The organism is Rhodoferax saidenbachensis (assembly GCF_001955715.1).
Taxonomy (GTDB): domain Bacteria; phylum Pseudomonadota; class Gammaproteobacteria; order Burkholderiales; family Burkholderiaceae_C; genus Allorhodoferax; species Allorhodoferax saidenbachensis.
The window spans coordinates 2,730,715-2,756,127 of the sequence record NZ_CP019239.1 but is presented as its reverse complement, the minus strand read 5'-3'; the positions used below and the strand labels follow the sequence as shown (position 1 = coordinate 2,756,127).

16 protein-coding genes are annotated in these 25,413 nt (G+C 62.9%); 11 read left to right on the top strand and 5 right to left on the bottom strand.

Annotation, left to right across the window (positions count from 1 at the left end; genetic code table 11):
* Window positions 1-6: 6 nt before the first annotated feature.
* From RS694_RS13110 to RS694_RS21030, 7 genes are all read left to right on the top strand, one after another.
* Window positions 7-1,086 carry an AI-2E family transporter gene (locus RS694_RS13110; RefSeq protein ID WP_029707215.1) on the top strand — a complete coding sequence of 360 codons (1,080 nt, stop codon included), beginning with the start codon at window positions 7-9 and terminating at the stop codon, window positions 1,084-1,086.
* A 10-nt stretch (window positions 1,087-1,096) separates the two neighbouring features.
* Window positions 1,097-1,783, top strand: coding sequence for a DnaA regulatory inactivator Hda (gene hda / locus RS694_RS13105; RefSeq protein ID WP_029707216.1), 687 nt, complete (start codon window positions 1,097-1,099; stop codon window positions 1,781-1,783).
* A complete protein-coding gene (locus RS694_RS13100; protein ID WP_029707217.1) occupies window positions 1,780-2,466 on the top strand; it encodes a histidinol-phosphatase in 687 nt (228 codons plus the stop codon). Before hda ends, RS694_RS13100 begins: the two co-directional genes overlap by 4 nt.
* A 31-nt stretch (window positions 2,467-2,497) precedes the next feature.
* Complete coding sequence (gene pcnB, locus RS694_RS13095; protein ID WP_029707218.1) at window positions 2,498-4,120, top strand: polynucleotide adenylyltransferase PcnB; 1,623 nt, start codon at window positions 2,498-2,500, stop codon at window positions 4,118-4,120.
* Window positions 4,121-4,143: 23 nt separating this feature from the next.
* Window positions 4,144-4,614 carry a 2-amino-4-hydroxy-6-hydroxymethyldihydropteridine diphosphokinase gene (gene folK / locus RS694_RS13090; protein ID WP_029707219.1) on the top strand — a complete coding sequence of 157 codons (471 nt, stop codon included), beginning with the start codon at window positions 4,144-4,146 and terminating at the stop codon, window positions 4,612-4,614.
* 80 nt (window positions 4,615-4,694) lie between these two features.
* Window positions 4,695-6,278 (top strand): methyl-accepting chemotaxis protein, encoded by a 1,584-nt coding sequence (locus tag RS694_RS13085; RefSeq protein WP_051391830.1) that lies wholly within the window; start codon window positions 4,695-4,697, stop codon window positions 6,276-6,278.
* A 162-nt stretch (window positions 6,279-6,440) separates the two neighbouring features.
* Entirely contained in the window at window positions 6,441-8,027 is a 1,587-nt protein-coding gene (locus tag RS694_RS21030) for a methyl-accepting chemotaxis protein (RefSeq protein WP_029707221.1), read from the top strand.
* 45 nt (window positions 8,028-8,072) lie between these two features.
* Here RS694_RS21030 and RS694_RS13075 read toward each other — a convergent pair whose 3' ends face one another.
* The 3 genes from RS694_RS13075 to RS694_RS13065 are packed head-to-tail and all read right to left on the bottom strand — an operon-like array spanning window position 8,073 to window position 12,224.
* Window positions 8,073-8,528 (bottom strand): RidA family protein, encoded by a 456-nt coding sequence (locus tag RS694_RS13075; protein ID WP_029707222.1) that lies wholly within the window; start codon window positions 8,526-8,528, stop codon window positions 8,073-8,075.
* Window positions 8,529-8,541: 13 nt separating this feature from the next.
* The gene (locus tag RS694_RS13070) at window positions 8,542-9,543 is read right to left on the bottom strand and encodes a transglutaminase family protein (protein ID WP_029707223.1); all 1,002 of its coding nucleotides are present in this window, start codon (window positions 9,541-9,543) and stop codon (window positions 8,542-8,544) included.
* The gene (locus tag RS694_RS13065) at window positions 9,543-12,224 is read right to left on the bottom strand and encodes a circularly permuted type 2 ATP-grasp protein (protein ID WP_037247113.1); all 2,682 of its coding nucleotides are present in this window, start codon (window positions 12,222-12,224) and stop codon (window positions 9,543-9,545) included. The genes RS694_RS13070 and RS694_RS13065 overlap by 1 nt, the downstream gene beginning before the upstream one ends.
* Before the next feature lie 156 nt (window positions 12,225-12,380).
* Between RS694_RS13065 and RS694_RS13060 the strand changes: the two genes are divergently transcribed.
* Window positions 12,381-13,580, top strand: coding sequence for an efflux RND transporter periplasmic adaptor subunit (locus RS694_RS13060; protein ID WP_081708606.1), 1,200 nt, complete (start codon window positions 12,381-12,383; stop codon window positions 13,578-13,580).
* On the top strand, window positions 13,577-16,669 hold the full coding sequence (locus tag RS694_RS13055) for an efflux RND transporter permease subunit (protein WP_029707226.1): 3,093 nt from the start codon (window positions 13,577-13,579) through the stop codon (window positions 16,667-16,669). Before RS694_RS13060 ends, RS694_RS13055 begins: the two co-directional genes overlap by 4 nt.
* Before the next feature lie 48 nt (window positions 16,670-16,717).
* Here RS694_RS13055 and RS694_RS13050 read toward each other — a convergent pair whose 3' ends face one another.
* Together RS694_RS13050 and RS694_RS13045 are read right to left on the bottom strand one after the other, a co-directional pair.
* Window positions 16,718-17,287 carry a hypothetical protein gene (locus RS694_RS13050; protein ID WP_037247116.1) on the bottom strand — a complete coding sequence of 190 codons (570 nt, stop codon included), beginning with the start codon at window positions 17,285-17,287 and terminating at the stop codon, window positions 16,718-16,720.
* A gap of 141 nt (window positions 17,288-17,428) precedes the next feature.
* Complete coding sequence (locus RS694_RS13045) at window positions 17,429-20,941, bottom strand: transglutaminase family protein (protein ID WP_029707228.1); 3,513 nt, start codon at window positions 20,939-20,941, stop codon at window positions 17,429-17,431.
* A gap of 353 nt (window positions 20,942-21,294) precedes the next feature.
* On the opposite strand from RS694_RS13045, the gene RS694_RS13040 reads away from it, so the two are divergent.
* Both RS694_RS13040 and RS694_RS13035 read left to right on the top strand, forming a co-directional pair.
* A complete protein-coding gene (locus RS694_RS13040) occupies window positions 21,295-23,787 on the top strand; it encodes a DNA internalization-related competence protein ComEC/Rec2 (protein ID WP_051391832.1) in 2,493 nt (830 codons plus the stop codon).
* A gap of 98 nt (window positions 23,788-23,885) precedes the next feature.
* The gene (locus tag RS694_RS13035; RefSeq protein WP_029707230.1) at window positions 23,886-25,403 is read left to right on the top strand and encodes a circularly permuted type 2 ATP-grasp protein; all 1,518 of its coding nucleotides are present in this window, start codon (window positions 23,886-23,888) and stop codon (window positions 25,401-25,403) included.
* Window positions 25,404-25,413 lie beyond the last annotated feature (10 nt).

The window sequence follows — 25,413 nt, the reverse complement described above, 5'->3', positions numbered from 1 at the left end:
CCACACATGCAATTCACCCCCACCCAAAAAAGATTCATCGCCTGGGCGCTCATCGCATTGCTGCTGGTCGGCGTGTTGTGGCTGTTGGCCCCGGTGCTGGCACCGTTTGTGGTGGCCTCGGTGCTGGCCTATGCGCTGACACCGCTGGTGGACTGGCTGGACGATGCGGGGCGGGGGCGTATCCCGCGTCTGGTGGCAGTTGTGCTGGTGGAGCTGCTGTTTGTGGTGGCGCTGCTGGGTGTGTTGCTGCTGATCGTGCCCATTTTTGCCAAGGAACTGCCGCTGATGCGTGAGCAGTTGCCGGTGCTGCTGGACAGCATCAACGGCACGCTCAAACCCTGGCTGGCGCAGTGGGGCATCCACATCTCGCTGGACGTGACCAGCATCAAGGGCTTTGTCATGAAGTACCTCAACGCCAATGTGGAAGACGCCGTGGGCTCGGTGCTGGCCTCGGTCAAGCTGGGCGGCAGTGTGGCCTTTGCCATCATTGGCAATGCCATCTTGATACCCGTGGCCTTGTTTTACCTGCTAATGGACTGGGACCGCTTTGTGGCCCAGGTGCGCAACTTCATTCCGCCCCGCATGCGGGCGGGTACGGACAGTTTTCTCGCGGAAGCGGATGCCGTGCTGGGCCAGTACCTGCGTGGGCAGTTGCTGGTCATGCTGACGCTGGCCGTGGGCTACAGCGTGGGACTGGCCCTGTTTGGGCTGGATCTGGCGCTGCCGATTGGTATCTTCACGGGCCTGGCGATTTTTGTGCCTTACCTGGGCTTTGGTGTGGGGCTGGTGCTGGCTACTTTTGCCGGTTTGCTGGAGTTTTCCAGCACCGGTGTGGTTTACCCGCTGGTCATGGTGGCCGTGGTGTACGGCCTGGGCCAACTGATTGAAAGCCTCTATTTGACGCCACGCCTCGTGGGAGAGCGCATCGGCCTGCACCCGCTGGCGGTGATTTTTGCCTTGCTGGCGTTTGGCCAGTTGTTTGGATTTGTGGGGGTGCTGGTGGCCTTGCCGGTCAGCGCCGTGCTGCTGGTGGCGATTCGCCGCATCCGTGCCAGCTATTTAGCCAGTCGCTTGTACTTAGGATAAGACCTTGGCAATGCAACAGATCGCCCTGGACATTGGTTTGTCTGCCGGGCCGACGGTGGCGAACTTCTGCGCCGGGCCCAATGAAGCAGCGCTTAAACATCTGGAACTCTGGATTGGCGCCAAGGCTGGGTCCCATACGCGTTCGCCCGTGCCCACCTATTTCTGGGGCTCCGGCGGTAGCGGCAAGAGCCACTTGCTCAAGGCGGCGCGCGAGGCCTTGCGCGAGCAGGGTGCCCGAGTGGGGTGGATGGATGCCTCGGTATTGGAGCCCGTCGAGTTTGACGAGGGCTGGGCAGCGGTGCTGATGGACGATGTGCATCTGTACACCTCCGAGCAGCAGCACATGGCCTTCAACTGGTTTGTCAACGCGCAGACCCACCAGCGCCCGGTGCTGGCGGCAGGCGAGTTTGCGCCGGTGGAACTGAAACTGCGCGATGACCTGCGCACCCGCCTGGGCTGGGGCCATGTGTTCAGCCTGCAGGCGCTGAGTGAACCCGAACGCCGTGCGGTGTTGCGCCAGGCGGCGGACGCACGCGGCGTGTTTTTGAGCGATGAGGTCATGGACTTCATGCTCACCCGTTTCAGCCGCGACTTGGGCAGCCTCATGGAGCTGCTGGAGTTGATGGACGGTTACGCCTTGCAAACCCAGCGCGCCATCACCATCCCGCTGATCAAATCGATGCTGGAAAACCAATGACATTGCAAAGAATTGCACTCTTCGACCTGGATCACACGCTGATCCCGTTTGATTCGGACTACGCCTGGGGCGAATTCACCACAGCCCGCGGCTGGACCGATGCGAATGAATTCAAGCGCCAAAACGACGCGTTTTACGCCCACTACAAGGCCGGTACCCTCGATGTGCACGCCTATGTGCGCTTCGCCACCGCCGCCATCGTGCGCCACGGTGCTACGGATTCCATAGCTGCTCACGCAGACTTCATGAGGGATACAGTGCTAAAAGGCATCCAATCCCAGGCGCTGGAGCTGGTGCAGGCGCACCAAAAGGCGGGCGACCTGGTGGTCGTGGTGACCGCTACCAACGAGTTTGTGACCCGCCCCATCGCGACGGCGCTTGGGGTGCAGGAGCTGATTGCGATTGAACTGGAGCGCGATACTGCGCCTGGCGGTACCGGCTGGTACACCGGCACCATTGCGGGTGTGCCGTCCTTCCGCGAAGGCAAGGTGGTGCGGGTGGCGCAATGGCTGCAGCAGCGCGGCCTGGACTGGGGCACGGTACACACCACTTTCTACTCCGATTCCATGAACGACCTGCCGCTGCTGGAGCGGGCCAACACCCCCGTCGCGACCAACCCCGATGCCACTCTGCGCGCCCTGGCGCAGGAGCGGGGATGGCGCATACTCGACCTTTTCGCCTGATTCGCGAACCGATTCCCCTAGGACAACTCACTTGATCAAGAAATTTATCGACAAACTGCTAGGCAAATCTGCCAGTGCGTCCTCCGCTTCCAAAAAGCCGCAATTCGGCAAACGCGTGGAAGTGCCTGCATCCTCACACGGCATTGACCCTGCCCTGGTGGATGAGCGCGCCAGCAACGTGGTGCACACCCTCAAACAAGCGGGTTTTGAGGCGTACATCGTGGGTGGTGCGGTGCGTGACCTGCTGGTCGGCCTGCGTCCCAAGGACTTTGACGTGGCCACCAATGCCACACCCGAGCAGGTCAAGGGCTTGTTCCGGCGCGCCTTCATCATCGGCCGGCGCTTCCGCATCGTGCACGTGGTCTATGGCCGCGGTCGTGAGCACGAAGTGATTGAAGTCTCCACCTTCCGTGCCTACCTGGACAACGCCGCGGCCGAACAGGTAGCGGGCAACGAGAAAACCAGCAAAAGCGAACTCGCCGGCATGAAACACGCTGTGGACAGCACCGGCCGTGTGCTGCGCGACAACGTCTGGGGCCCGCAGGAAGAAGATGCGGTGCGCCGCGACTTCACCATCAACGCGATGTACTACGACCCCGAGACACAAATCGTGGTCGATTACCACAACGGTCTGAAGGATGCGAAGAGCCGCACCTTGCGCATGATTGGCGACGCTGCCACGCGTTACCGTGAAGACCCGGTGCGCATCATCCGTGCCATCCGTTTTTCTGCCAAGCTGAGCCCCCTGGGTTTCAAGATGGACGCCAAGACGGCTGCGCCGCTGATCAAATCGCAGTCCTTGTTGCACGACGTGCCACAAAGCCGCCTGTTCGACGAAATGCTCAAGCTGCTGCAGACCGGCCATGCGCTGGCATCCATCGAACAACTGAAGAAGCTGGGCATGTCGCGCGGCATCTATCCGCTGCTGGATGTGGTGGTGGAGCGTGCCGAACAACCGTTTGTCAGCGCGGCACTGAAAGACACTGACCGCCGCGTGGGCGAAGGAAAACCCGTAGCGCCGAGCTTCCTGCTGGCCTGCGTGTTGTGGGCCGACGTGCGCGACGGCTGGGCCCGCCGCATGGCAGACCGCCAACACGGCCATCCCGCACTGATGGATGCGATTGACGATGTGTTCCATGCGCGTATTGGTGACGTGTCTGGCGGCGGCAAGCTGGCCAGTGACATGCGCGAAATCTGGGTCATGCAGCCTCGTTTCGAGAAGCGCGTGGGCAGCACGCCGTTTGGCCTGGTGGAGCAGGCACGTTTCCGTGCGGCGTTTGACTTCATGCGCTTGCGCGCCGATATTGGCGAGGTAGATGAAGTGCTTGCCGACTGGTGGCAGGAATTCAGCATGGCCGACGACAGCCTGCGCCAGGACCTGGTAGACCAGGTGCGTGCCGAGCAGCAGCAACGCAAGCCGGCACCCCGGGTGCAGCGCGCTCCCGCCAAAGAGGGGGCCCCCAAGAAGTCGGTGCAAGCCGATGCGGACCCCGGTGCAGATGTGCAAGAGCGCGATGCACAAGGCGCAACCGATGAAGACGGCCACAACCCGCCCCGTAAACGCCGGCGTCGCCGCCGTTCGGGTGCGGCCAAGGGCACGGACCAGGGCGCTGGCAATACCGGCGAGGGCGGCGGCGCAGACACTGGCGCCTGATGCGCGTGAACATGCCTTAGTCCATGCGGGAACTGGTTACCGCGTATATCGGCCTGGGGGCCAACCTCGGCTCAGCGGCGTCGACCGTGGCTACCGCCATTGATGCGATTGCCGATATGGATGGTGTGGCGCTCACGCTTCAGTCGTCCCTCTATTCCAGCGCCCCGGTGGATGCTGGTGGCCCCGACTATGTCAACGCCGTCGTAGAAATACAGACGCGTCTGACAGCGCCCGATTTACTCTCTGCGTTGCAGGCCATTGAGCTGGGCGCGGGCCGTGAGCGCCCTTATCGCAATGCACCGCGCACGCTCGATCTGGACCTGTTGCTCTATGGTGATGCCCGCATCGCCAGTGCCACGTTGGATGTACCGCATCCGCGCATGCGGGAGCGGGCCTTTGTATTGCTCCCGCTGGCTGAAATTGCGCCCCACCGGGTAGCGCAAGACCAGTTGGATGCGGTGGCCAACCAGCGTGTCCAAACTTATGGTTCCTGACAAAGCATCGGTGTACGATAAACCCCATAAGCTTTGAAAAAATAACAGCGACGTACAGCTGATAAATAGGAGACATTCGTATGGGATTCAAAAGCATCAACACGTCTACCAAGCTGTGGATTTTCATTGTTCTGGTTATCTTGGGTATCGTCTCCGTGGCCGTGGTTGGACTGGTCCGCAGCGCCAGCATCCTGGGTGAAGGGCGCGTGGCCCAGAGCCTGGCCACAGAGATGGTGCAAATCACCACCGAGTGGAATGGCATGACGGAGACCAATGCGGCACGCAACCAGGCCATCATTCTGAGTGGCGAGCCCGGTGTCACGGCGGCCTTCAAGGATGCGGTTACGGCCACCAGCAACCAGATCTCCGAGCTGCAAAAGAAGATGGATGCCATGCCGCTCACCGAGGCGGACAAGGCCCAATTGCAGAAGATCGCCGCCCTGCGCAAGACCGTGATCGAGACGCGGGACAAGGTGCGCCTGATGAAGACCGATGGCAAGGCCGATGAGGCCATGAAGATGATGAACGGAACCTACCTGCCGGCCATGGGTAGCTATCTGGCTGCCCAGAAGGAAATGATCAAGATGCAGCAGCAGCGTGCGCTGGACATTCAGGTGGATACAGAGGCCCGGCGCATGGCCAACACGTACGGTATTTTGGTCGGCTTGGCGGTGATTGTGTCCATCATTTTCCTGGGCACGGCATGGCTGGTGCGCTCCATCCGTGAGCCACTGGCGCAGGCCAATGAACTGGCCGCGCGCATTGCCCAGGGCGACCTCAGCTCGGAAGTGCACACCGAACGGCACGACGAATTTGGCATGCTGCTGCGCTCCCTCGCAGACATGAATGGTTCATTGAGCCGCATGGTGTCTCAGGTGCGCCAGAGTACGGACAGCATCGCCATCGCGAGTGCGGAAATTGCCACCGGTAACAACGACCTGGCACAGCGCACAGAACAAACTTCCAGCAACCTGCAGGCGGCGGCTTCCAATATGGATTCCCTCACCGGCATGGTGCAGCACAGCGCAGACAACGCACGGCAAGCCAGTACGTTGGCGGCCAGTGCATCCACGGTCGCGCAGCGCGGCGGTACGGTGGTGACGCAAGTCGTGACCACGATGCAGGAAATTGACGCCAGCAGCAAGAAGATTGCCGACATCATCAGCGTGATCGACGGCATTGCCTTTCAGACCAATATCCTGGCGTTGAACGCGGCTGTCGAAGCGGCGCGTGCCGGTGAGCAGGGACGGGGTTTTGCCGTGGTTGCCAGCGAGGTGCGCAGCCTGGCCGGACGCAGCGCCGAAGCCGCCCGGGAGATCAAGGGCTTGATCAGCACCTCGGTGGCCAAGGTCGAATCGGGTACCCAACTGGTGACCGATGCGGGTGCCACGATGGAAGAGATCGTGCAGTCGGTGCAGCGCGTGGTGGACGTGATTTCCGAGATCACCGCCGCAGCCAGCGAGCAAAGTTCCGGCATTGCGGGGGTCAACACCGCCATTGGCGATCTGGACCAGATGACCCAACAAAATGCGGCGCTGGTGGAAGAGAGTGCGGCTGCTGCAGAAAGCCTGCGTGAGCAGGCCGACCGCATGAAGCAGGCCGTGGCCGTGTTCAAGGTGGCAGGCGGCGGTCACGGCGCAACACCAGCCTTGGGCCACGGCTGAAGAAGCATTCGCTGACGAAAAAAAGGCGCCCGAGGGCGCCTTTTTTGTTGTCGCCATCGGTGCCACACGGCACTGCCCAAAACACACGGTATGCGCGTTTACCCGGTTCATGGAAGACCATGTCACATGATTTAATTAAAAATTAATTAATGAGGAGTTGGAATGCGTTTTGACAGGTTGCGCCTGGCTACCAAGCTATGGCTGGCCATGGTGGCAATGGTGCTCATCATGGCGTTGATTTTGGGGTACAGCGCCCTCCAGTCCCGTCAATACCGCGCCGCGTTCGCCACTGCGAATACGGCCATGTTGGCGCGCATCAAGACCGCCAACCAATGGGCTGCGCTGTCCGAAGTGAATGCCACCCGTTCTTATGCCGTGGTGGTGTCCATTGATCCGGGTGTGGTCAACGCCTTCAAGACCGAAATTTCCGACAGCCTTGCGCGCATTGCCGAGCTGCAAAAAAACCTGGAAAGCATGGGCCTCTCGGAGCAGGACACCGCACAACTGGCCAAAATTGCCGGGCTGCGGCAAAAGGTACAGGAGCTCAGCGGCCAGACGGCCCTGCTCAAGGTGACGGGCAAACCAGGCGAGCTCACCAGTTTCATGGAAGCCCAGTACCGCCCGGCCGTGCTGGCGGTGCAAAAGGCGCACCAGGAATTCGTGGACAGCCAGGAGCGTGCCAATGACGCCCTGCGCGCAGACTTTGATGCACAGAGTGGCCAGTTGGCATTGGCCTCTGCCGTGGGCCTGATGGCGCTGGTGGCGGCTATTTTTGCGGGTGCGGCCTTTCTGATTCGCGCGATCAAGCAGCCGTTGCTGCAGGCCAATGGCCTGGCCTCGCGCATTGCGCAGGGCGATCTGAGTGCCGATGTGGACGAGTCCCGTGCCGACGAGTTTGGCGACCTCATGCGTTCGCTGGCCGCCATGAACCGCTCGCTCGGCGCCATGGTGTCCCAGGTGCGCAGCAGCACCGACAGCATTGCCACGGCCAGCGCGGAGATCGCCACTGGCAACAACGACCTTGCGCAGCGCACCGAGCAGACTTCCAGCAACCTGCAAACCACCGCATCGAGCATGGGAAGCCTGACCCAGGCGGTACAACAAAGCGCGGACAACGCACGCCAGGCCAGCACGCTGGCTGACAGCGCCTCCAGCGTCGCCGAGCGCGGCGGATCGGTGGTCACCGAGGTCATCACCACCATGCAGGAAATCGATGCCAGCAGTAAGAAGATCGCAGACATCATCGGTGTCATTGACGGCATCGCCTTCCAGACGAATATCCTGGCCCTGAACGCGGCAGTCGAAGCTGCCCGCGCGGGTGAACAGGGGCGCGGTTTTGCCGTGGTGGCCTCTGAAGTGCGCAGCCTGGCGCAACGCAGCGCGGAAGCGGCGAAGGAGATCAAGGGCCTGATTGGCACTTCGGTGAGCAAGGTCGAGTCGGGCACCCGGCTCGTCAGCGATGCCGGCTCCACCATGCAGGAGATTGTCCAGTCGGTGCGCCGGGTCGTGGAGGTCATCAGCGCGATCACCGCGGCGTCTTCGGAGCAAAGCACGGGCATTGCCGAAGTGAACCAGGCCATCGGCCAACTGGACCAGATGACGCAACAAAACGCAGCGCTGGTGGAAGAGAGTGCGGCGGCGGCGGAGAGCCTGCGCGAACAGGCCGACCGCATGAAACAGGCCGTGGCTGTGTTCAAGGTGGCCAGTGGTGGCCATGGGACGTCGTCGCGGGCCTTGTCCCTCGCCTAGAGGCCGCGTCCAATAAAAAGGGCGCCTGGGGCGCCCTTTTTATATTCAGGCGACTTCGACAATCATTTCAATTTCGACACAGGCACCCATGGGGATTTGTGCCACACCAAAGGCGCTGCGGGCATGGGCGCCTTTGGTGCCAAACACCTGACCTATCAGTTCACTGGCGCCATTGGTCACCAGGTGCTGTTCGGTGAAGTCACCCGTGGAGTTGACCAGCGACATCAGTTTGACGATGCGCGTCACGCGGTTCAGGTCGCCCACGGCGGCGTGCAGGGTGCCCATCAGGTCAATGGCAATCGCGCGTGCGGCGGCCTTGCCTTCTTCGGTGGTGGTGTTTTTGCCCAACTGACCGACCCAGGGTTTGCCGTCTTTTTTTGCAATGTGGCCGCTCAGAAAAACCAGATTGCCGGTCTGCACAAAAGGCACATAGGCGGCAGCCGGTACCGCGACCGGGGGCAGGGTGATGTTGAGTTCGGCGAGTGTGTCGTAAATGCTCATGGTGTTTCCTTGTTCAATGGGACGTACCCTGGGTTTGTGACTGGCTCTGCCCCAGGGCAGAGGAGGTTTGTGTCTGTGTCTGGTTTTGCACCTGCATGCCTGGCGCGTCACCGGCGGGATTGTCTCCGATGGCCGATACCGTGACACCCACCGTGAGAGTGTGGCTGGCGCCGCCGTGGATCACGCCACGCAGCGGCGATACGTCGCCAAAATCGCGACCGGTGGCCACGGTGACATAGTCCACACCCGGCGCATACCAACCCCAGCGGTTGTTGGTGGGGTCAAAGTCGCACCAGCGCCCGCCCTGCGGAAAATCGGCCACGTAGACGCTGACCCAGGCGTGTGATGCGTCGCTGCCCACCAGCTTCTGGGTACCGGGTGCCGGTTCGGTCAGCAGGTAGCCGCTGACATACCGTGCGGGCAGGCCCAGCGTGCGCATGCAGGCCAGCATGATGTGGGCAAAGTCCTGGCACACACCGCGGCGCATGGCCAGGGCCTCCAGCGCCGGGGTGTTGACCTCGGTGCTTTGGCTCTCATACGTGAAGTCGGTGTGGATACGCTCCATCAGGCTGGTTGTGACATCGAGCACACTGGCTCCGGCCAGAAAGCTGGGGCGCGCATAGGCGGCAAACTCGGCGTGGCGCGGCACAAAGGGCGAGGCAAAGACAAACTCCGCCGCCGAATCAAAAGGGCTGCCTGCCTGGTAACGGAAGCTCTCGCGCTGCTGCTCCCACGGCATGGCACTGGCGGGCAGACTGTGTGCCCGCGTAGAGACCAGGCTGTGCGCCACCACGGTCAATTCTTCATGCGGTACCTGCAGCGAAAAGAAGCAACGGGTGTTGCCATACACATCGGGCATGTCGCGCTGTTGTGCGGGCTGCGGGCTGATGTGCAGGCTGTGGCTCAACAGGTTCTGCCCGTCGTGGGTATTAGGCTGCAGATAGGCCACGTGTTGCGCGGTCTCTACCGCGGGCTGGTAGCGGTAGTGCGTTTCGTGCGTAATCTGCAGCAGCATCAGGTCCCCACGCTGGTTTTCGTTTCACCCGAGTGGGTGAAATAGGTGGTGCTGATGTCATCCGATACGGCGTAGGCGGCATGGCCCAAAGCGTCCAGCAGTTCCATCAGTGCGGGGGGCTCCGTGCTGGTTGTGGTGGTTTCGCACAGCTCGGCCAGTTCCCATCCATCGGGGTCGGGTACGCGCAGGGACAGCGGGCTGAGCACGCCGGTGGCCATGCCCGCCAGCTTGGCCAGGCGTCCGCGCAGGGTGTGTGCCACCCAGGCCAGCGACCGCGGGTTGTCGCGGTCCAGCACCAGCAGGTTCACCATGGCGGCCACGTCGCGGCTTTGCTGGTACTGGGCGTGGAAAGTGATGGTGCTGTCAAACAGACCCAGCAGGGCTTCAAAGCCGCCCTCGCTGTGCACCGCACCGGCCTCAAAGCCGCGTGCCAGAGCGGCAGCCAGGAAGTTGAGTCGCTCCACATGGCGGCCAATACTCAGCAGGCGCCAGCCATCGTCGCGTGTCATGCGGTCGGTCTGCGCGCCAGTGATGGCGGCGAGATGGTCGCTGGCGGACTTGAGCACGCGCAAGGCTTCGGTCGACGCATATTCTCCGTGCAACGTCAGCCGTGCGCAGCGGGCAAACAGTTCTTCCTCGGCGCGCACGATGACGCTCCAGTGTTCCTGCGACAGGCGCTCGCGCACAGTGGCGCCGGCCATTTTGAGCGCGCGCAGGTTGTAGCCCACGCTGGTGGCGCCGTCGGTGGCGCCCAGGCTGGAAATCAGGGAGCGCTCAAACACCCGGCGTGCCTGCAGGGCAGAGGGCACGCCCGGTAGCACTAGGGTGTTGGCCACCGCCATTTTGCTGAGCCATTGCAGCAACGGGGGCGACGTCTGGTCTTCTCCACCCAGGGCTTCCAGCGTCAGGCGGGCCAGGCGGATCGAGTTTTCTGCCCGCTCGGTGTAGCGGCCCAGCCAATACAGGTTTTCGGCGGCCCGGCTGGTGACCAGTCGTTTGTGTTGTGCCAGCGTGGCCGGTGTCAGCGCCTGGGGCAGCAGGGTGGTGGTGTCTATCTCGCCTTGGGTCAATGCCCAGACATCCGCACTGCTCCCACCGCGCTGCATGGAGGCAATGTCTGCACTGGCGCCCGCCACCCGGGCCAGGCCGCCTGGCAGGATGCGCCAGCGGGGTTGGCCAGTGGCTGGGTGGGTGCCGTCCGACACGGCGAAAACGCGCAGCAGCACCGAGCGCGCCACCATGTGGCCGTGGGCCGTGTCCGTGTCGCCCGTGGTGGTGGTTTGCCAGGTGGGCAGTTGCGACAGGGGCAGGTAGGCCTGCACGGTATGGTCTTCACTCTGGCGCATGATGCGCCCAGCCCAGGCATCCAGCTCGGTCTGGTCCAGCGTATGGCCCAGCACGGCGTCGAAACTGCCGTGGATGGGTGAGCCGGGGTAGGTGGGCTTGATCGCGCGTTCGCCCAGCAGCGGCAAGGCTTCCTGCATGGCGCTGCGTTCACCGCACCACCAGGTGGGCAGGGCCGGCAGCAGCAGTTCTTCCTGCAGCACATGGCGCGCCAGCGCCGGCAAAAAGCCCAGCAGTGCGGGTGACTCCAGAAAGGCCGAACCGGGTGCGTTGGCCACCAGCACATTGCCTGCACGGATGGCCTGCAACAGACCGGGCACGCCCAGCGTCGAGTCGGGGCGCAACTCCAGTGGGTCCAGGTACTGGTCGTCCACGCGTTTGAGCAGGCCGTGCACGGGCACCAGGCCACGCAGGGTTTTGAGGAACAGACGCTCGTCGCGCACGATGAGGTCACTGCCTTCGACCAGGCTCAGGCCCAAGTAACGCGCGAGGTAAGCGTGTTCGAAATAGGTTTCGTTATAGGGGCCAGGCGTCAGAAGGGCGATATGGGCGTCTTTGCCCAGCGGACTCATGGCCTTGAGGCTGTCCATCAGCGCGCGGTAGGTGCCCGCCAGGCGCTGCACTTTGAGGTGCTGGAAGGCCTGCGGGAACTGGCGCGACACTGCCAGCCGGTTTTCCAGCAGGTAGCCGAGGCCGGACGGGGCCTGGCAGCGCTGGCCGACCACCCACCAGTTGCCGTCCGGCCCGCGGGCCAGGTCAAATGACGCCACATGCAAATGGGTACCGCCCACGGGTTTGACGCCGTGCATGGGGCGCAGGTAGCCGGGGTGGCCCTGTACCAGGGCCGGTGGCAGCAGGCCCTGGGCCATGAAGCTTTGCGGGCCGTAGACGTCGGTCATCACGGCCTCCAGCAAACGCATGCGCTGCTGCACGCCGACCTCGATCTGCTGCCAGCTCGGTGCGTCGATGATCAGGGGGAAAAGGTCCAGCGACCAAGGGCGCTGCGGCCCTTCCTCGTCGGCGTACACGTTGTAAGTCACGCCGTTGTCACGGATCTGCCGCTGCAGGCTGGCACTGCGCTGGTCCAGGTCGGCCCGGGTCTGCGCCTCCACATGGGCAAAAAATTGGCCCCAAGCCCCCGTGAAATCTGCGCAATCAGCTACAGAATTGATAGCGGATTCGGAGGCGGATGAGGGGGCTTGTGCACCGCTGTTGCTGGCACGGCCACGCAATTCATCGTAGTGGCCGGTGCTGGCGATACAGTCCGAGGCGCTGCTCAGCACTTCGGAGGGTTTGCGTGTCGCTGCAGCGGTGGGGGATTCGTTGGCGTCTTTCACTGGTGCAGAGTATGCCAGCCTGCCTGTCCCTTTACCGGGCCTTCACACACGCAGACAACGGCAGGAACTCTTTTTCGCCGGATGTCATCATATGATTGGGCCAGGCCGCACAAATCTTGTGCCTGGCACGCTCCCCTCCAAAGACTTTAGGCAGATATGAAGACAGGACTTTTATCCTTGGGTGTGGCCTGCAGCGCCATTGTGGTGTTGCTGGCTGGCTGTTCCGAAAAAGCAGCTTCGCAGGCCCCGGCCGCTGCTGCAAGCGCCCCGACAGCGCCCCAGACTGCAGTGACCGTGAGCCTGGTACCCGCCCAGCAGCGTGACTTCGTGGTGGTGCTCAAGGCCTCTGGCACGGTCACACCTCTCACGAGCGTGGATGTGCGCGCCCAGGTCACCAGTACCGTGAGCAAGGTGCATATCCGCGAAGGCCAGTTCGTCAAGTCCGGTGAGTTGTTGTTCACACTGGATGCCCGTACCGACGAAGCCAATGCCGCCAAGGCGCGGGCCCAGTTGGCCAAGGACAACGCGACCCTGGCCGATGCACAGCGCCAATTCGCCCGGGCGCAACAGTTGTTCTCGCAGAACTTCATCTCCCAAGGCGCCGTGGACACGGCCCAAGCCCAGGTCGAGTCAATTTCCGCCACCATTGCGGCGGACCAGGCTGCGATTGATGCGGCCCGTGTGGCACTGTCCTACTCCCGGGTCACCGCCCCCAACTCCGGACGGGCCGGCGCGGTCAATGTGTCTGCTGGCAGCGCCATCCAGGCCAACCAGACCGCATTGGTCACCATCACCCAACTCGACCCCATGGGCGTTGCCTTCAGCATTCCGCAGCGCGACCTGCAGGATGCGCTGGCGGCCCTGAAAGACGGTGGCGCCTCTGTCAGCGCCGCTTTGGCCGATGGCGGAGGCACGTTCAAGGGCCGGCTGCAGTTTGTCGACAACGCGGTCGACCCCAGTTCGGGCGCCGTCAAGGCCAAGGCCGTGTTTGACAACAAGGACGGAAAACTGTGGCCCGGTGCGTTCGTGGAAGTGACGCAAACCGTGAGTACCCTCAAGGATGCGGTGGTGGTGCCCCAGGCGTCCCTTATCCAGACGGCACGCGGCACGATTGTGTATGTCAAGGAAGACGGTAAGGCCGTCGCGCGCCCGATCAAGCTGGTCTATGCACAAGGCAATGACGCGGCCGTGACCGGTGTCAAGCCGGGCGAGGCCGTCGTGCTGGACGGCAAGCAGAATGTGCGACCCAACAGCCCCATCGTCGAGCGGGCCAAAGAGTCCCGGCCAGACGGCAAGGCGGAATCCAAGTCCGCAGCGGCAGACGCTGCCAAACCCGCCAAGGCAGGCACACCATGAACTTCTCGGAACTCTTTATCCGCCGTCCTGTGATGACGGTGTTGCTCAACCTGGCCATCGTGCTGGCGGGGATTATCGGGTTCCAGAGTATTCCGGTCGCGGCATTGCCCAGCTACGACACACCCATCATCAATGTCTCCGCCTCGCTGCCTGGCGCGAACCCCGAGACCATGGCCAGCTCCGTGGCGCTGCCACTGGAAAAGCAGTTTCAGACCGTGCCCGGTCTCAAGACCATCAGCTCTACCAGCACACTGGGCAGCACGTCCCTGACATTGGAGTTCGAAGAAGGCCGCAGCATTGACGCGGTGGCGGTCGACGTACAAGCCGCCTTGTTGCGCGTGCAGCGCTCGTTGCCGCAAGACATGACGTCGCCGCCGTCCTACCGCAAGGTCAATCCTGCAGATGCGCCGGTACTGCTGATCTCGCTGCGCTCGCCGTCGCTGGCCCCGTCGGATTTGCAGGACTACGCCGAGCACCTGATTACGCCCACACTGTCCACCGTGGACGGTGTGGCCCAGGTCAATATTTTTGGCTCCAAGCGTTACGCGGTGCGGGTGCAGGTGCAGCCCGAAGCGCTGGCAGTGCGCAATATCGGTCTGGACGAACTGAGCGCGGCCCTGCGTGCCGCCAACGTCAATACGCCGGTGGGAACCCTCGAAGGACCGCGCCAGACCCTGGTGCTGCAGGCCAACCGGCAACTGCGCAACGCGGCCGAGTTTGCCGACCTGATTGTCAGCAACCGCGGCGGCAACCCGGTGCGCTTGCGCGATGTGGCCAAGGTGGAAGACAGCATTGAAAATCTCAAGAGCTGGGCTACTTTCAACGGTGAAAACTCCATCACTGTCGCCATCCTGCGCCAACCCGGTGCCAATACGGTGCGCGTGGTGGACGCCATCCGCGCGGCCTTGCCCCAGTTGCAAAGCCAGATGCCGCAGTCTGTGACGATGACGCCGGTGAACGACCGGTCCATCTCGGTGCGCGAAGCCCTGCACGATGTCTCCCTGACCCTGATTGGCACCATCATTTTGGTGGTGCTGGTGATCTTTCTGTTCCTGCGCCGCTTTGTGGCCACGGTCATTCCTGCACTGTCCTTGCCCATTTCGCTGATGGGGGCGGTGGCGCTGCTGTGGGGGTTCTCGTACAGCCTGGACAATATTTCCCTGCTCGGCCTGACACTGGCGGTGGGCCTGGTGGTGGACGATGCCATTGTGGTGCTGGAAAACATCATCCGCCATGTGGAGCGCGGTGAAGAGCCGTTCCAGGCCGCATTGCGCGGCGCACGGGAGGTAGGGTTCACCATCGTCTCGATTTCCATCTCGCTGATCGCGGTGTTCATCCCGATCTTCTTCATGCCGGGTGTGATCGGTTTGTTGTTCCACGAGTTTGCCGTGGTGGTGGGCCTGTCCATTGTGGTGTCGGCCTTTGTCTCACTGACCCTGGTGCCCATGTTGGCCAGCCGCTTCCTGAGCGACGAGTCCCATAAGAAGCCGCCGGGCAAAGTGGTGCGTGGTTTTGAGCGCGGCTTTGATGCGTTGCTGGCCGGTTACACCCGGGTGCTGGACAAGGCACTGTCCCACCGCAAGATCGTTCTGGGGGTGGCTGCCGCTACCTTTGTGGCCACCGCGTTGCTCGTCATGGTGATTCCCAAAGGCTTTTTTCCCGAAGAAGACCTGGGGCAAATCCAGGTCACCACCGAAGCCAGCGAAGACACCTCTTTCCCCCAGATGGTGCGCTTGCAGGAACGTGCGGCAGAAATCATCCGCAACGACCCGAATGTGGCCGCCGTGAGCTCCTTCAATGGTGGCAACGGTGCCCAGAGTTCCGGGCGTATGTTCATCAGCCTCAAGCCTTCCGGCACACGCCAGCCCATGAAGCAGGTGGTGGAGGGCTTGCGCCGCAAGTTGCGCGATGTGGCGGGTATCAGTGTGTTCATGCGCCCCATCCAGAATCTGCAACTTGGCGGGCGGCAAAGCAAGGCGCAGTTCCAGTACATCCTGCAAAGTGTGCAGGCTGATGAGCTGAGCAGTTGGGCGGCCAAGCTGCAGGATAAATTGCGCGGCGACGCCATGTTCCGCGATGTGACCAGCGATTCGCAATTGCGCGGCCTGCAGGCGCAGCTCAAGATCGACCGCGACCGTGCCAATAGCCTGGGCGTATCGGTAGACAACATCCGCACCGCGCTGTACAGCGCGTTTGGTGAGCGCCAGGTGTCCACGATCTACCTGCCCACCGACAGTTACCAGGTCATTATGGAAGTGCGGCCCGAAGCCAAGCAGGACGAAAGTGCTCTGGGCGGCATCTATGTGCGCGCTTCCACTGGTTCTTTGGTGCCCTTGTCTAGTTTCACCACGGTGGAGCGCACGGTGGGCGCCACCTCGATCAACCACGTGGGCCAGTTGCAGGCGGTCACCGTGTCGTTCAATCTGGCACCCGGTGTGGCGCTGGGTGACGCGACTGCAAAGATCGATGCAGCGCGCGAGGCCATCCAGATGCCCGCATCCATCATCAGCAGCTACGGTGGTGATGCCGCGGTATTCAAAAGCTCACAGGGCAGCCAGGCCATCCTGATTGCGGCGGCGCTGCTGGTCATTTATGTGTTGCTGGGCGTGTTGTACGAGAGTTATATCCACCCCATCACCATCCTGGCCGGTCTGCCTTCGGCAGCGGTGGGGGCGCTGATCACGTTGATGTTGTTTGGGCAAGACCTGACGCTGATCGCGACCATTGGCATCGTGCTGCTGATCGGTATCGTGAAAAAGAACGCCATCATGATGATTGACTTTGCGCTCGATGCGCAACGCCACCAGGGCATGAGTCCGGAGGTGGCCATCCGTGAGGCCTGCATCTTGCGCTTCCGCCCCATCATGATGACCACCATGGCCGCTCTCATGGGCGCCTTGCCCATCGCTTTGGGTATTGGGGCCGGCGCCGAGTTGCGCCAGCCGCTGGGGCTGGCAGTGGTGGGTGGTCTGGTGTTCTCCCAGGCCATCACGTTGTTCATCACGCCGGTGATTTACCTGGCGCTGGACCGCTTCAGTGGCACGGGGCCGGTGCTGACGCCGTCGGTGCCTCAACAGGCACAGGCCTGACCGCCTCTCCCTGCGAAGGGAAGCTGCACTGCCACGCAGTGCGGGCGCTTACAAGTGGGAGAAAACGTCCCGCAGATCTGGCTTGGCGGTCGTTGCGGGGTTGACCACGCCGGGCTTGGATGGCCCGGGGGCGGCCGCAGTGCGGGGGGCTTTGCGGCGCTCAAAAAGCTCAGGCGGTTTTTGGGTCTTGCTGGCTTCGAGCTTCTTGGCCCATTCTTCGGGCGCGGGCATGGTGGGGAAGGGGCTGGCGCAGTCCGCGGAGAATCGCCATACCCATTCGTACTGGCCGTGGTCGACAGAAGGTTCGTAGCGGTCCAGGCACTGGCGCAACTGGGTCTGGAACGCCACGGCATAACGCAGCAAGTGCCCGCTCCACTGCTGCATGACCAAATGCACCTGCATGCGTTCGGCCATGCCGCGGTCGGCCACCAAACGCACTTCACAGCTCAGCCAGTCGGCCGGTACGCCAGTGGCACGCAGGGTGTCCTTGAAGGCCACGCGCACCAGTTCGCGTTCGATATCGGTGCCGCCTCTGCTGGAGTTGGCGGCACTGGGGCTCACACTGTCGGTGGCGGGGAGCCGGGAGTCGACCGCTCCCCGTTTGGATAAATTAAACATGTTCCGCACCCCGTTCCTCTGCGCCCGCAGCTTTCAGTTCTAGAAAAATACCGTAGTGCTGAAGGTACGCCTCCCGAGGCTCCGTGTCTATCCCCCAAATGGGTGATTCTTGATCCGCAGGCAGTGTGATAGCGTGAAAAATTAACGTCGGCGCAGGTCCCGTGTGAAAGGAAACTCCTTGCTGCCCGCCACGTTGATGGTGGCTGGCGGCACCAGCAGCTTGCCGGGGGTGTGCCCCATGGCAGAAAAGCGGGACAGGCGGCGGCTTTCGGCCTCGTAGGAATTGACCGGGAAGGTCTCGTAGCTGAGTCCACCGGGGTGGGCCACAAAGTACTGGCAGCCACCCAGAGAGCGCTTGACCCAGGTGTCGACCACGTCAAACACCAGCGGCGCATGCACGCCGATGCTGGGGTGCAGGCTGCTCGGCGGGTTCCAGGCCTTGTAGCGCACTGCGGCGACAAATTCGCCCACCGTGCCGGTGTTTTGCATGGGCAGGGCCTGACCATTGCAGGTGATCACGTAGCGGCTTTCGTTCATGCCGGTGACACGCACTTCCATGCGCTCCAGCGACGAATCCACATAACGCGCGGTGCCGCCTGCTGTGCCTTCTTCGCCCATCACGTGCCAGGGCTCCAGCGCATTGCGCAGCGTGAGTTCCATGCCTGCGGTTTGCACCGAACCGACGATGGGGAAGCGGAACTCGTAGTGCGGCGCAAACCAGCTCGCGTCAAACGCATAGCCCGCCATATTCATCTCCGCGATCACATCGTCAAAGTCCTGCTTGATGAAGGTGGGCAACATGAAGCGGTCGTGCAGCTCGGTGCCCCAGCGGGTGGCGGGCGCCTTGTACGGTGCCTTCCAGAACCGCGCGACCAGGGCGCGCAGCAGGAGCTGCTGCACGCTGCTCATGTGCGGGTGCGGCGGCATCTCGAACGCGCGCAGCTCCAGCAGGCCCAGGCGGCCGGTGGCCGAGTCGGGCGAGTACATCTTGTCGATGGAAAACTCGCTGCGGTGGGTGTTGCCGGTCGCGTCGATCAGGATGTTGCGCAGCGTGCGGTCCACCAGCCACGGCGGCATGCTCTGGCCATAGATCTCGCGGTTTTTGTAAATCTGCTCAATCGCAATTTCCAGCTCGTACAGTTGGTCGTTGCGGGCTTCGTCCACACGCGGCGCCTGGCTGGTTGGGCCGACAAACATGCCACTGAACAAATAGCTCAGGGACGGGTGGTTATGCCAGAACAGCAGCAGGCTGGCCAGCATCTCGGGTCGGCGCAGGAACGGGCTGTCGGCCGGTGTGGCGCCGCCCATCACAAAGTGGTTGCCACCGCCGGTGCCGGTGTGGCGGCCGTCGGTCATGAACTTCTCGGCCGAGAGGCGCGATTCGAACGCGGCGTTGTACAAAAACTCGGTGTTGTAGACCAGTTCTTTCCAGTTGGTCACCGGGTGGATGTTGACTTCGATCACACCGGGGTCGGGTGTGACCTGCAGCAGTTTCAAACGTGGGTCGCGTGGCGGCGGGTAGCCCTCCAGCACGATCTCCACTTTGAGTTCGGCTGCGGTGGCTTCCACGGCGGCCAGCAGGTCCAGGTAGTCCTCCAGTTTTTCCAGCGGCGGCATGAAGACGTAGATCACGCCGGACGCCACGCCCACGGCTTCGGCCTTGGGGCCGCTGGCGCGGCGCGGGTCGCGCACTTCCACACACAACGCGGTTCGGGTGATCCAGTGCGCAGACTCGTTCTTCGCAGGTACGCGGGCAAAGTCAGCCGGTTCCGCCTGGTCCACGCTCTGGGCGTTGGCGGCGACGCGGCTGATGGCGGGGCCAATCGATTGCTGGAATTTGCGCGTGGCCTCGGGCCGTGGCCCGGTGCCCGAGAGGTAGGGCGCACCACTGTCCAGCACGGTACCCGGGCGGACCTGTGCGCCAGGCGCATAACGCGCAGCCATGCTGCCGTGCGAGGGCAGCGGGCCACGTGGTGCGGACGGGTCCTGTTCGATCAGATACGGGTAGTCGCCTTCGCTGACCCAGGGCAACGAATCCAGGGGCAGGCGCAGGCCCATGGGCGAATCGCCGGGCATGAGGTACATGCGTTCGTCGCGGAAGAACCAGGGGCCGGTGGTCCACGCCGGTCCGGCCAGGGCAGGGCCTTCGGTGGGCTTGACCGGCAACACATAACCAATGGCCGCATCCAGCTTTTGCGTGAAGACACGGCGCAGGCGGGCACGCTCCATCTCGTCGTCGAGTTTGGAGTTGAATGGGTCCACATTCACCGGCAGGCGGCGCTCGCGCCACAGGTAGTACCAGGTGTCTTCGTAGGCGGTCTGGATGTATTTGTCGGTCACGCCCAGCTTGCCCGCCAGCGTGCGGATGAAGCGGCCAGCGTCTTCGCTGGTGTAGTGCGTGGGCACGCGTTCGTCGGCAAACAGTGTGGGGTCGTTCCAGACCTTTTGTTTGTCGGTGCGCCAGTAGATGTTGAGTGCCCAGCGTGGCAACTGCTCGCCGGGGTACCACTTGCCCTGGCCAAAATGCAGGAAGCCGCCCTGGCCATATTCTTCGCGCAGCTTGTGCACCAGCTCGGTGGCAAAGCCGCGTTTGGTCGGGCCCAGTGCGTCGGTGTTCCACTCGGCGGCCTCGCGGTCGCCCACGGCCACAAAGGTGGGTTCACCGCCCATGGTGAGGCGCACGTCGCCCGCATTCAATTCCTTGTCGACGGCTTCGCCCAGTGCCATCACATCGGCCCACTGTTCCGGTGTGTAGGGTTTGGTGACGCGTGGAGATTCGTAGATGCGGGTGACCGCCATCAAGTGCTCGAACTCCACTTCGCTTTCGTCCACGCCGCCTTCAATGGGCGCCGCGCCCGAGGGTTGGGGTGTGCAGGCCAGCGGGATGTGGCCTTCGCCGGCCAAGAGGCCCGAGGTGGCGTCCAGCCCGATCCAGCCGGCGCCGGGCAGGTAGACCTCGCACCAGGCGTGCAGGTCGGTGAAGTCGACTTCGGTGCCGCTGGGGCCGTCGAGTGATTTGACGTCGGGCTTCAACTGGATCAGGTAGCCGGAGACAAAACGCGCGGCCAGGCCGCAGTTGCGCAGCAGTTGCACCAGCAGCCAGGCCGAGTCGCGGCAGGAGCCGGAGCCCAGCGCCAGCGTTTGCTCCGGCGTTTGCACGCCGGGTTCCATGCGGATGGTGTAGTCCACCGATTGGTGCACCATCGCATTCAGATCGACCAGGAAGATGACGCTGCGGCGTTTGGTGCGGTCTATCTTGTCGAGGTAGGACTTGACCAGCGGTGTCAGCGGGTCAGCGGCCAGGTAGGGGGTGAGCTCTTCCTTGAGCTCGGCTTTGTAGGCGAAGGGGAATTCTTCGGCCTCGGGCTCCAGGAAAAAGTCGAACGGGTTGTAGACCGCCATGTCCACCACCAGGTCGACCGTGACCTTGAATTCGGTGGTTTTCTCGGGGAACACCAGGCGCGCCTGGTAGTTGGCAAACGGGTCCTGCTGCCAGTTGACGAAGTGGGTGGCGGGCTCGATCTTCAGTGAGTACGACAGCACCTTGCTGCGGCAGTGGGGGGCAGGGCGCAGGCGGATCACCTGCGGCCCCAGGTTGACCGGGCGGTCGTACTTGTAGTGGGTGACGTGGTTCAGCGCGGCGTGAATGGACATGGATGCTCTCTGAGTGTTGAGAGCCTTCCTACGGTCTATACGGGGCCACGCAAGTGCCTTTTCGGGATGGGCTGCAAGGCGCAAAACGCAGTCGGGCTGGTGCCCGGCAAGGCTTTGCAACGCCGCAGACTGCCCGAAAAGGCACTTGCCGTTCGGGTTGATGCGAAATCGGGCGATTTGCCCACCAAACCCCTTGCATGGGCATGAGCCCATGCGGCGTGGTCTTGGCGGACAACTCATCCCGATTGCGCATCAACGTGACCCCGTATAGATCGTAGGCAGGCTCTTCGACAGGATAAAGCAAAAGCCGCGCCATCCCGGGTTTGCCATCCGTGCCGGGTTAGCATGACCGCATGCATGGCCTTGCACATTTCCCGTCGCTTCGAGGGCAGACCCTGTTTCTGGCCCTGGCGGGACTTCTGGCGGGCACGGCGCTGCAGTTGCAGCAGTCCGCCCTGTGGCACTGGGGAGTTTATGCACTGTTTGTGGCTTTAGCCCTTATCCTGCTTGCGCAAGCAGCTACTAAAAAAATAGCAAATACCGCGTTGCTCGTGGTGGCTGCGTTGGTACTGGGCTGGGGTGCCACGGGTTTGCGGGCATCGGCTTTCTTGCAGCACGCACTGGACCCGGCGCTGGAGGGGCGCGACCTGGTGGTCACCGGTGTGGTGACCGACATGCCCCAGCGCAACGAGGCCGGGCTGCGCTTTCGCCTGCGCGTGGAATCTGCGGCGCTGGATGGCCAGCCCATAGCCGTGCCGCCGCGCATCGATGTGGGTTGGTACGCCGGTGTCTACCCCACAGGGACCGAGTTGGCGGGGCTGCAGCGTGTGCCCGACGTGGTGCAGGCCGGTGAGCGCTGGCGCATGACGCTGCGGCTCAAGGCGCCGCATGGCAGCCGCAATCCGCACGGGTTTGACTACGAGCTGTGGCTGTGGGAACAGGGCGTGCAGGCCACGGCCTATGTGCGCGCCGGTGCCAACGACCCCGCACCACAACGCCTGGGGCAGACCTGGCGGCATCCGGTGTCGCTAGTGCGCCAGACGGTACGTGACCAGATCCTGGCCCAGATCACGCCGCGCCAGTATGCCGGCCTGATTGCGGCGCTGGTGGTGGGGGACCAGAACGCGATTGACCGGGTGGATTGGGATGTGTTCCGCGCTACCGGGGTCGCCCATTTGATGTCTATTTCGGGCGTCCATATCACGATGTTCGCCTGGGCGGCCGCGCTGGTGCTGGGCTGGTTGTGGCGACGCTCGGGCCGCCTTTGCCGATGGTGGCCCGCGTCCAGTGCCGCGCTGGCGGGTGGCGTTTTGCTGGCCATCGCCTATTCGGCGTTTGCGGGTTGGGGTGTGCCGGCCCAGCGCACCTGTGTGATGCTGGCGACCATCGCCGCCCTGCGCCTGAGCGGCGCGCGCTGGCCCTGGCCGCAGGTGTGGATGCTGGCCTGCGCGGTGGTGGTGGCGCTGGATCCGTGGGCCTTGCTGCAGCCGGGTTTCTGGCTCAGTTTTGTGGCGGTGGGTGTGTTATTTGCTACAGATTCAGGAGCTGGTCGCGCACATTCCACAAGGGCTGGAGGCCGATTTGTTTCGGAATTTTCCGCTGGGCCGCCCCAAGGGAAATTAGCCCCCCTGGGGGGCAGCGCAGCACACGCAGTGGCAAGCGTGGGGGCCATATTCCGGGAGCAGTGGGTCATTACGCTGGCTCTGGCGCCATTGACGTTGCTGTTGTTCGGGCAGGTTTCCATTGTGGGTTTGCTGGCCAATGCGTTCGCCATTCCCTGGGTCACGCTGGTGGTGACGCCGTTGGCACTCTTCGGTGTGTTGGTGCCCGGCCTGTGGGATGTGGCAGCGGGCGCTGTGGGCTTGCTGCTGGCGGGTCTGCAATGGCTGGCTGCGTTCCCCTGGGCGGCACTGTCAGTGGCGATGCCGCCGCTGTGGCTGGGTGTGGCCGGTGTGCTCGGAGGCATGGCGCTGGTCTTTCCGTGGTCGTGGCCCATGCGGCTGCTGGGCTTGCCGCTGCTGTTGCCGGTGTTTTTGTGGCAGGCGCCGTTGCCCCCAGAAGGTCAGTTTGAACTGCTGGCCGCCGATGTGGGGCAGGGCAATGCGGTGCTGGTGCGTACGGCCCACCATGCGCTGCTGTATGACGCCGGGCCGCGCTACAGCCTGGAGAGTGACGCCGGTCACCGCGTGTTGGTGCCGCTGTTGCAGGCGCTGCACACACGGCTGGACACGCTGGTGCTGAGCCACCGCGATGCTGACCATGTAGGTGGCGCGCAGGCGGTGTTGGCCATGCAACCGCAGGCCACGTTGTTGAGTTCCATCGAACCGGAACACCCATTGCAGGTGCTGCGGCCCGCGCAGCGTTGTGTGGCCGGACAGCAGTGGCGCTGGGATGGGGTGGACTTCGCGGTGGTACATCCGCGTGCTGAGGATTACGACCGCCAGGGCAAACCCAATGCCCTGTCGTGTGTTCTGCGCATTTCCAGCGGGGCACATACGGCGCTGTTGGTGGGAGATATCGAACAGGCCCAGGAGGCGCGTCTGATTGCCGACAGTGCGGATCTGCTCCACAGTGACGTACTGTTGGTTCCACACCATGGCAGCAAGACCTCCAGCAGCGCGGCGTTTCTGGATGCGGTGGCGCCGCAGTTCGCTCTGATGCAATCGGGCTACCGCAATCGCTTTGGGCATCCAGCGGCGTCCGTTTTGCAGCGCTACCAGGAGCGGAGCATCGTGGTGCATGACTCGCCCCATTGTGGTGCCATGCGTTGGCAGTCGTGGAATCCCCAAAATGTGGCATGTACGCGGGAAAGCTCGCAGCGGTATTGGCACCATCGTGTGCCATAGTGGTGCAAAAAACAAGGTCGGTTCGCACTGGCAGAAAGTCGTGTGAGCGGGCTCTAGCTGGTCTAAAGATTGCTTAGAGAGTGTTCAGAGAGGTTCTTATGCGGAAATTCGACGAGATGTACACCCAGCTCCCCTACGAGTTTTTTACCAAGGGGGCGCAGATACGAGACCACTACAAGATCTACGACGAATGGCTGGCCCGACAGCCCGGCGACATGATGGCCAAGCGCCGCGAAGAAGCCGAGATGATCTTCCGCCGCGTGGGCATCACCTTCGCCGTGTACGGCGAGAAAGACGAAGAGGGCGCGGGCACCGAGCGCCTCATTCCCTTTGACCTGATCCCCCGCATCATCCCGGCCCACGAGTGGTCCAGCATGGAAAAGGGCCTGGTGCAGCGCGTCACCGCGCTGAACCGCTTTATCCACGACGTCTACCACGACCAGGAAATCATCAAAGCCGGTGTGGTGCCGCGTGAGCAGATCGAAAACAACGCGCAGTTCCGTCCAGAGATGGTCGGTGTGGATGTGCCGCACCAGATTTACTCCCACATCAGCGGTATCGACATCGTGCGCGCGCCGGATGCCCAGGGCAACGGTGAGTACTACGTGCTCGAAGACAACCTGCGTGTGCCCAGCGGTGTGAGCTACATGCTGGAAGACCGCAAGATGATGATGCGGTTGTTCCCCGACCTGTTCAGCGCGCACCGCGTCGCGCCGATTGCCCACTACCCCGACTTGTTGCTGGAAACGCTGCGCCAGAGCAGCCCCGACACCATTGCCGACCCGACTGTGGTGGTGTTGACCCCCGGCATGTACAACAGCGCGTACTTTGAGCACGCCTTCCTCGCGCAGCAAATGGGCGTGGAACTGGTCGAAGGGCAGGACCTGTTTGTGAAAGACAAGTTCGTCTACATGCGCACCACGCGCGGCCCCATGCGGGTGGACGTGATCTACCGCCGTGTGGACGACGATTTTCTGGACCCCACGGTGTTCCGCCCCACCTCCACATTGGGTTGCGCGGGCCTGCTGGACGCCTACCGCGCCGGTAATGTGACCATCTGCAACGCTGTGGGTACCGGTGTGGCGGACGACAAGTCCATCTACCCCTATGTCCCCAAGATGATCGAGTTCTACCTCGGAGAGAAACCCATCCTGAACAACGTGCCGACTTACATGTGCCGTAACAAGGATGACCTGGCCTACACCCTGGCGAATCTGAAAGACCTGGTGGTCAAGGAGGTGCACGGTGCCGGTGGTTACGGCATGCTGGTGGGCCCGGCCGCCACCAAGGCCGAGATTGAAGACTTCCGCAAGGCCGTGCTGGCCAACCCCAGTGGTTACATCGCCCAGCCCACGCTGAGCCTGTCGAGTTGCCCGACATTTGTGGAAAGCGGCATTGCGCCGCGCCACATCGATTTGCGTCCCTACGTGTTGTCGGGCAAGACCGTGCAGATGGTGCCCGGTGGCCTGACCCGTGTCGCGCTCAAAGACGGTTCGCTGGTGGTCAACTCATCGCAAGGTGGCGGCACCAAAGACACCTGGATTCTGGAAGACGATTCCGCGCCCGCTGCCGCACCTGCTTCATCCGCTTCGCAGTCCCAAACCCAGTCCGCTTGAGAAAGGCCAG

Excerpts from the sequence above, each read along its gene's own strand:
- RS694_RS13070 (WP_029707223.1), bottom strand. The coding sequence starts at position 9,543 with ATGCTGCTGCAGATTACGCACGAAACGCACTACCGCTACCAGCCCGCG.
- folK (WP_029707219.1), top strand. The coding sequence starts at position 4,144 with ATGCGGGAACTGGTTACCGCGTATATCGGCCTGGGGGCCAACCTCGGC.
- RS694_RS13055 (WP_029707226.1), top strand. The coding sequence starts at position 13,577 with ATGAACTTCTCGGAACTCTTTATCCGCCGTCCTGTGATGACGGTGTTG.
- RS694_RS13060 (WP_081708606.1), top strand. The coding sequence starts at position 12,381 with ATGAAGACAGGACTTTTATCCTTGGGTGTGGCCTGCAGCGCCATTGTG.
- RS694_RS13050 (WP_037247116.1), bottom strand. The coding sequence starts at position 17,287 with ATGTTTAATTTATCCAAACGGGGAGCGGTCGACTCCCGGCTCCCCGCC.
- hda (WP_029707216.1), top strand. The coding sequence starts at position 1,097 with ATGCAACAGATCGCCCTGGACATTGGTTTGTCTGCCGGGCCGACGGTG.
- RS694_RS13035 (WP_029707230.1), top strand. The coding sequence starts at position 23,886 with ATGCGGAAATTCGACGAGATGTACACCCAGCTCCCCTACGAGTTTTTT.
- RS694_RS13085 (WP_051391830.1), top strand. The coding sequence starts at position 4,695 with ATGGGATTCAAAAGCATCAACACGTCTACCAAGCTGTGGATTTTCATT.
- RS694_RS13075 (WP_029707222.1), bottom strand. The coding sequence starts at position 8,528 with ATGAGCATTTACGACACACTCGCCGAACTCAACATCACCCTGCCCCCG.
- RS694_RS13040 (WP_051391832.1), top strand. The coding sequence starts at position 21,295 with ATGCATGGCCTTGCACATTTCCCGTCGCTTCGAGGGCAGACCCTGTTT.
- RS694_RS13110 (WP_029707215.1), top strand. The coding sequence starts at position 7 with ATGCAATTCACCCCCACCCAAAAAAGATTCATCGCCTGGGCGCTCATC.
- RS694_RS13045 (WP_029707228.1), bottom strand. The coding sequence starts at position 20,941 with ATGTCCATTCACGCCGCGCTGAACCACGTCACCCACTACAAGTACGAC.
- RS694_RS21030 (WP_029707221.1), top strand. The coding sequence starts at position 6,441 with ATGCGTTTTGACAGGTTGCGCCTGGCTACCAAGCTATGGCTGGCCATG.
- RS694_RS13100 (WP_029707217.1), top strand. The coding sequence starts at position 1,780 with ATGACATTGCAAAGAATTGCACTCTTCGACCTGGATCACACGCTGATC.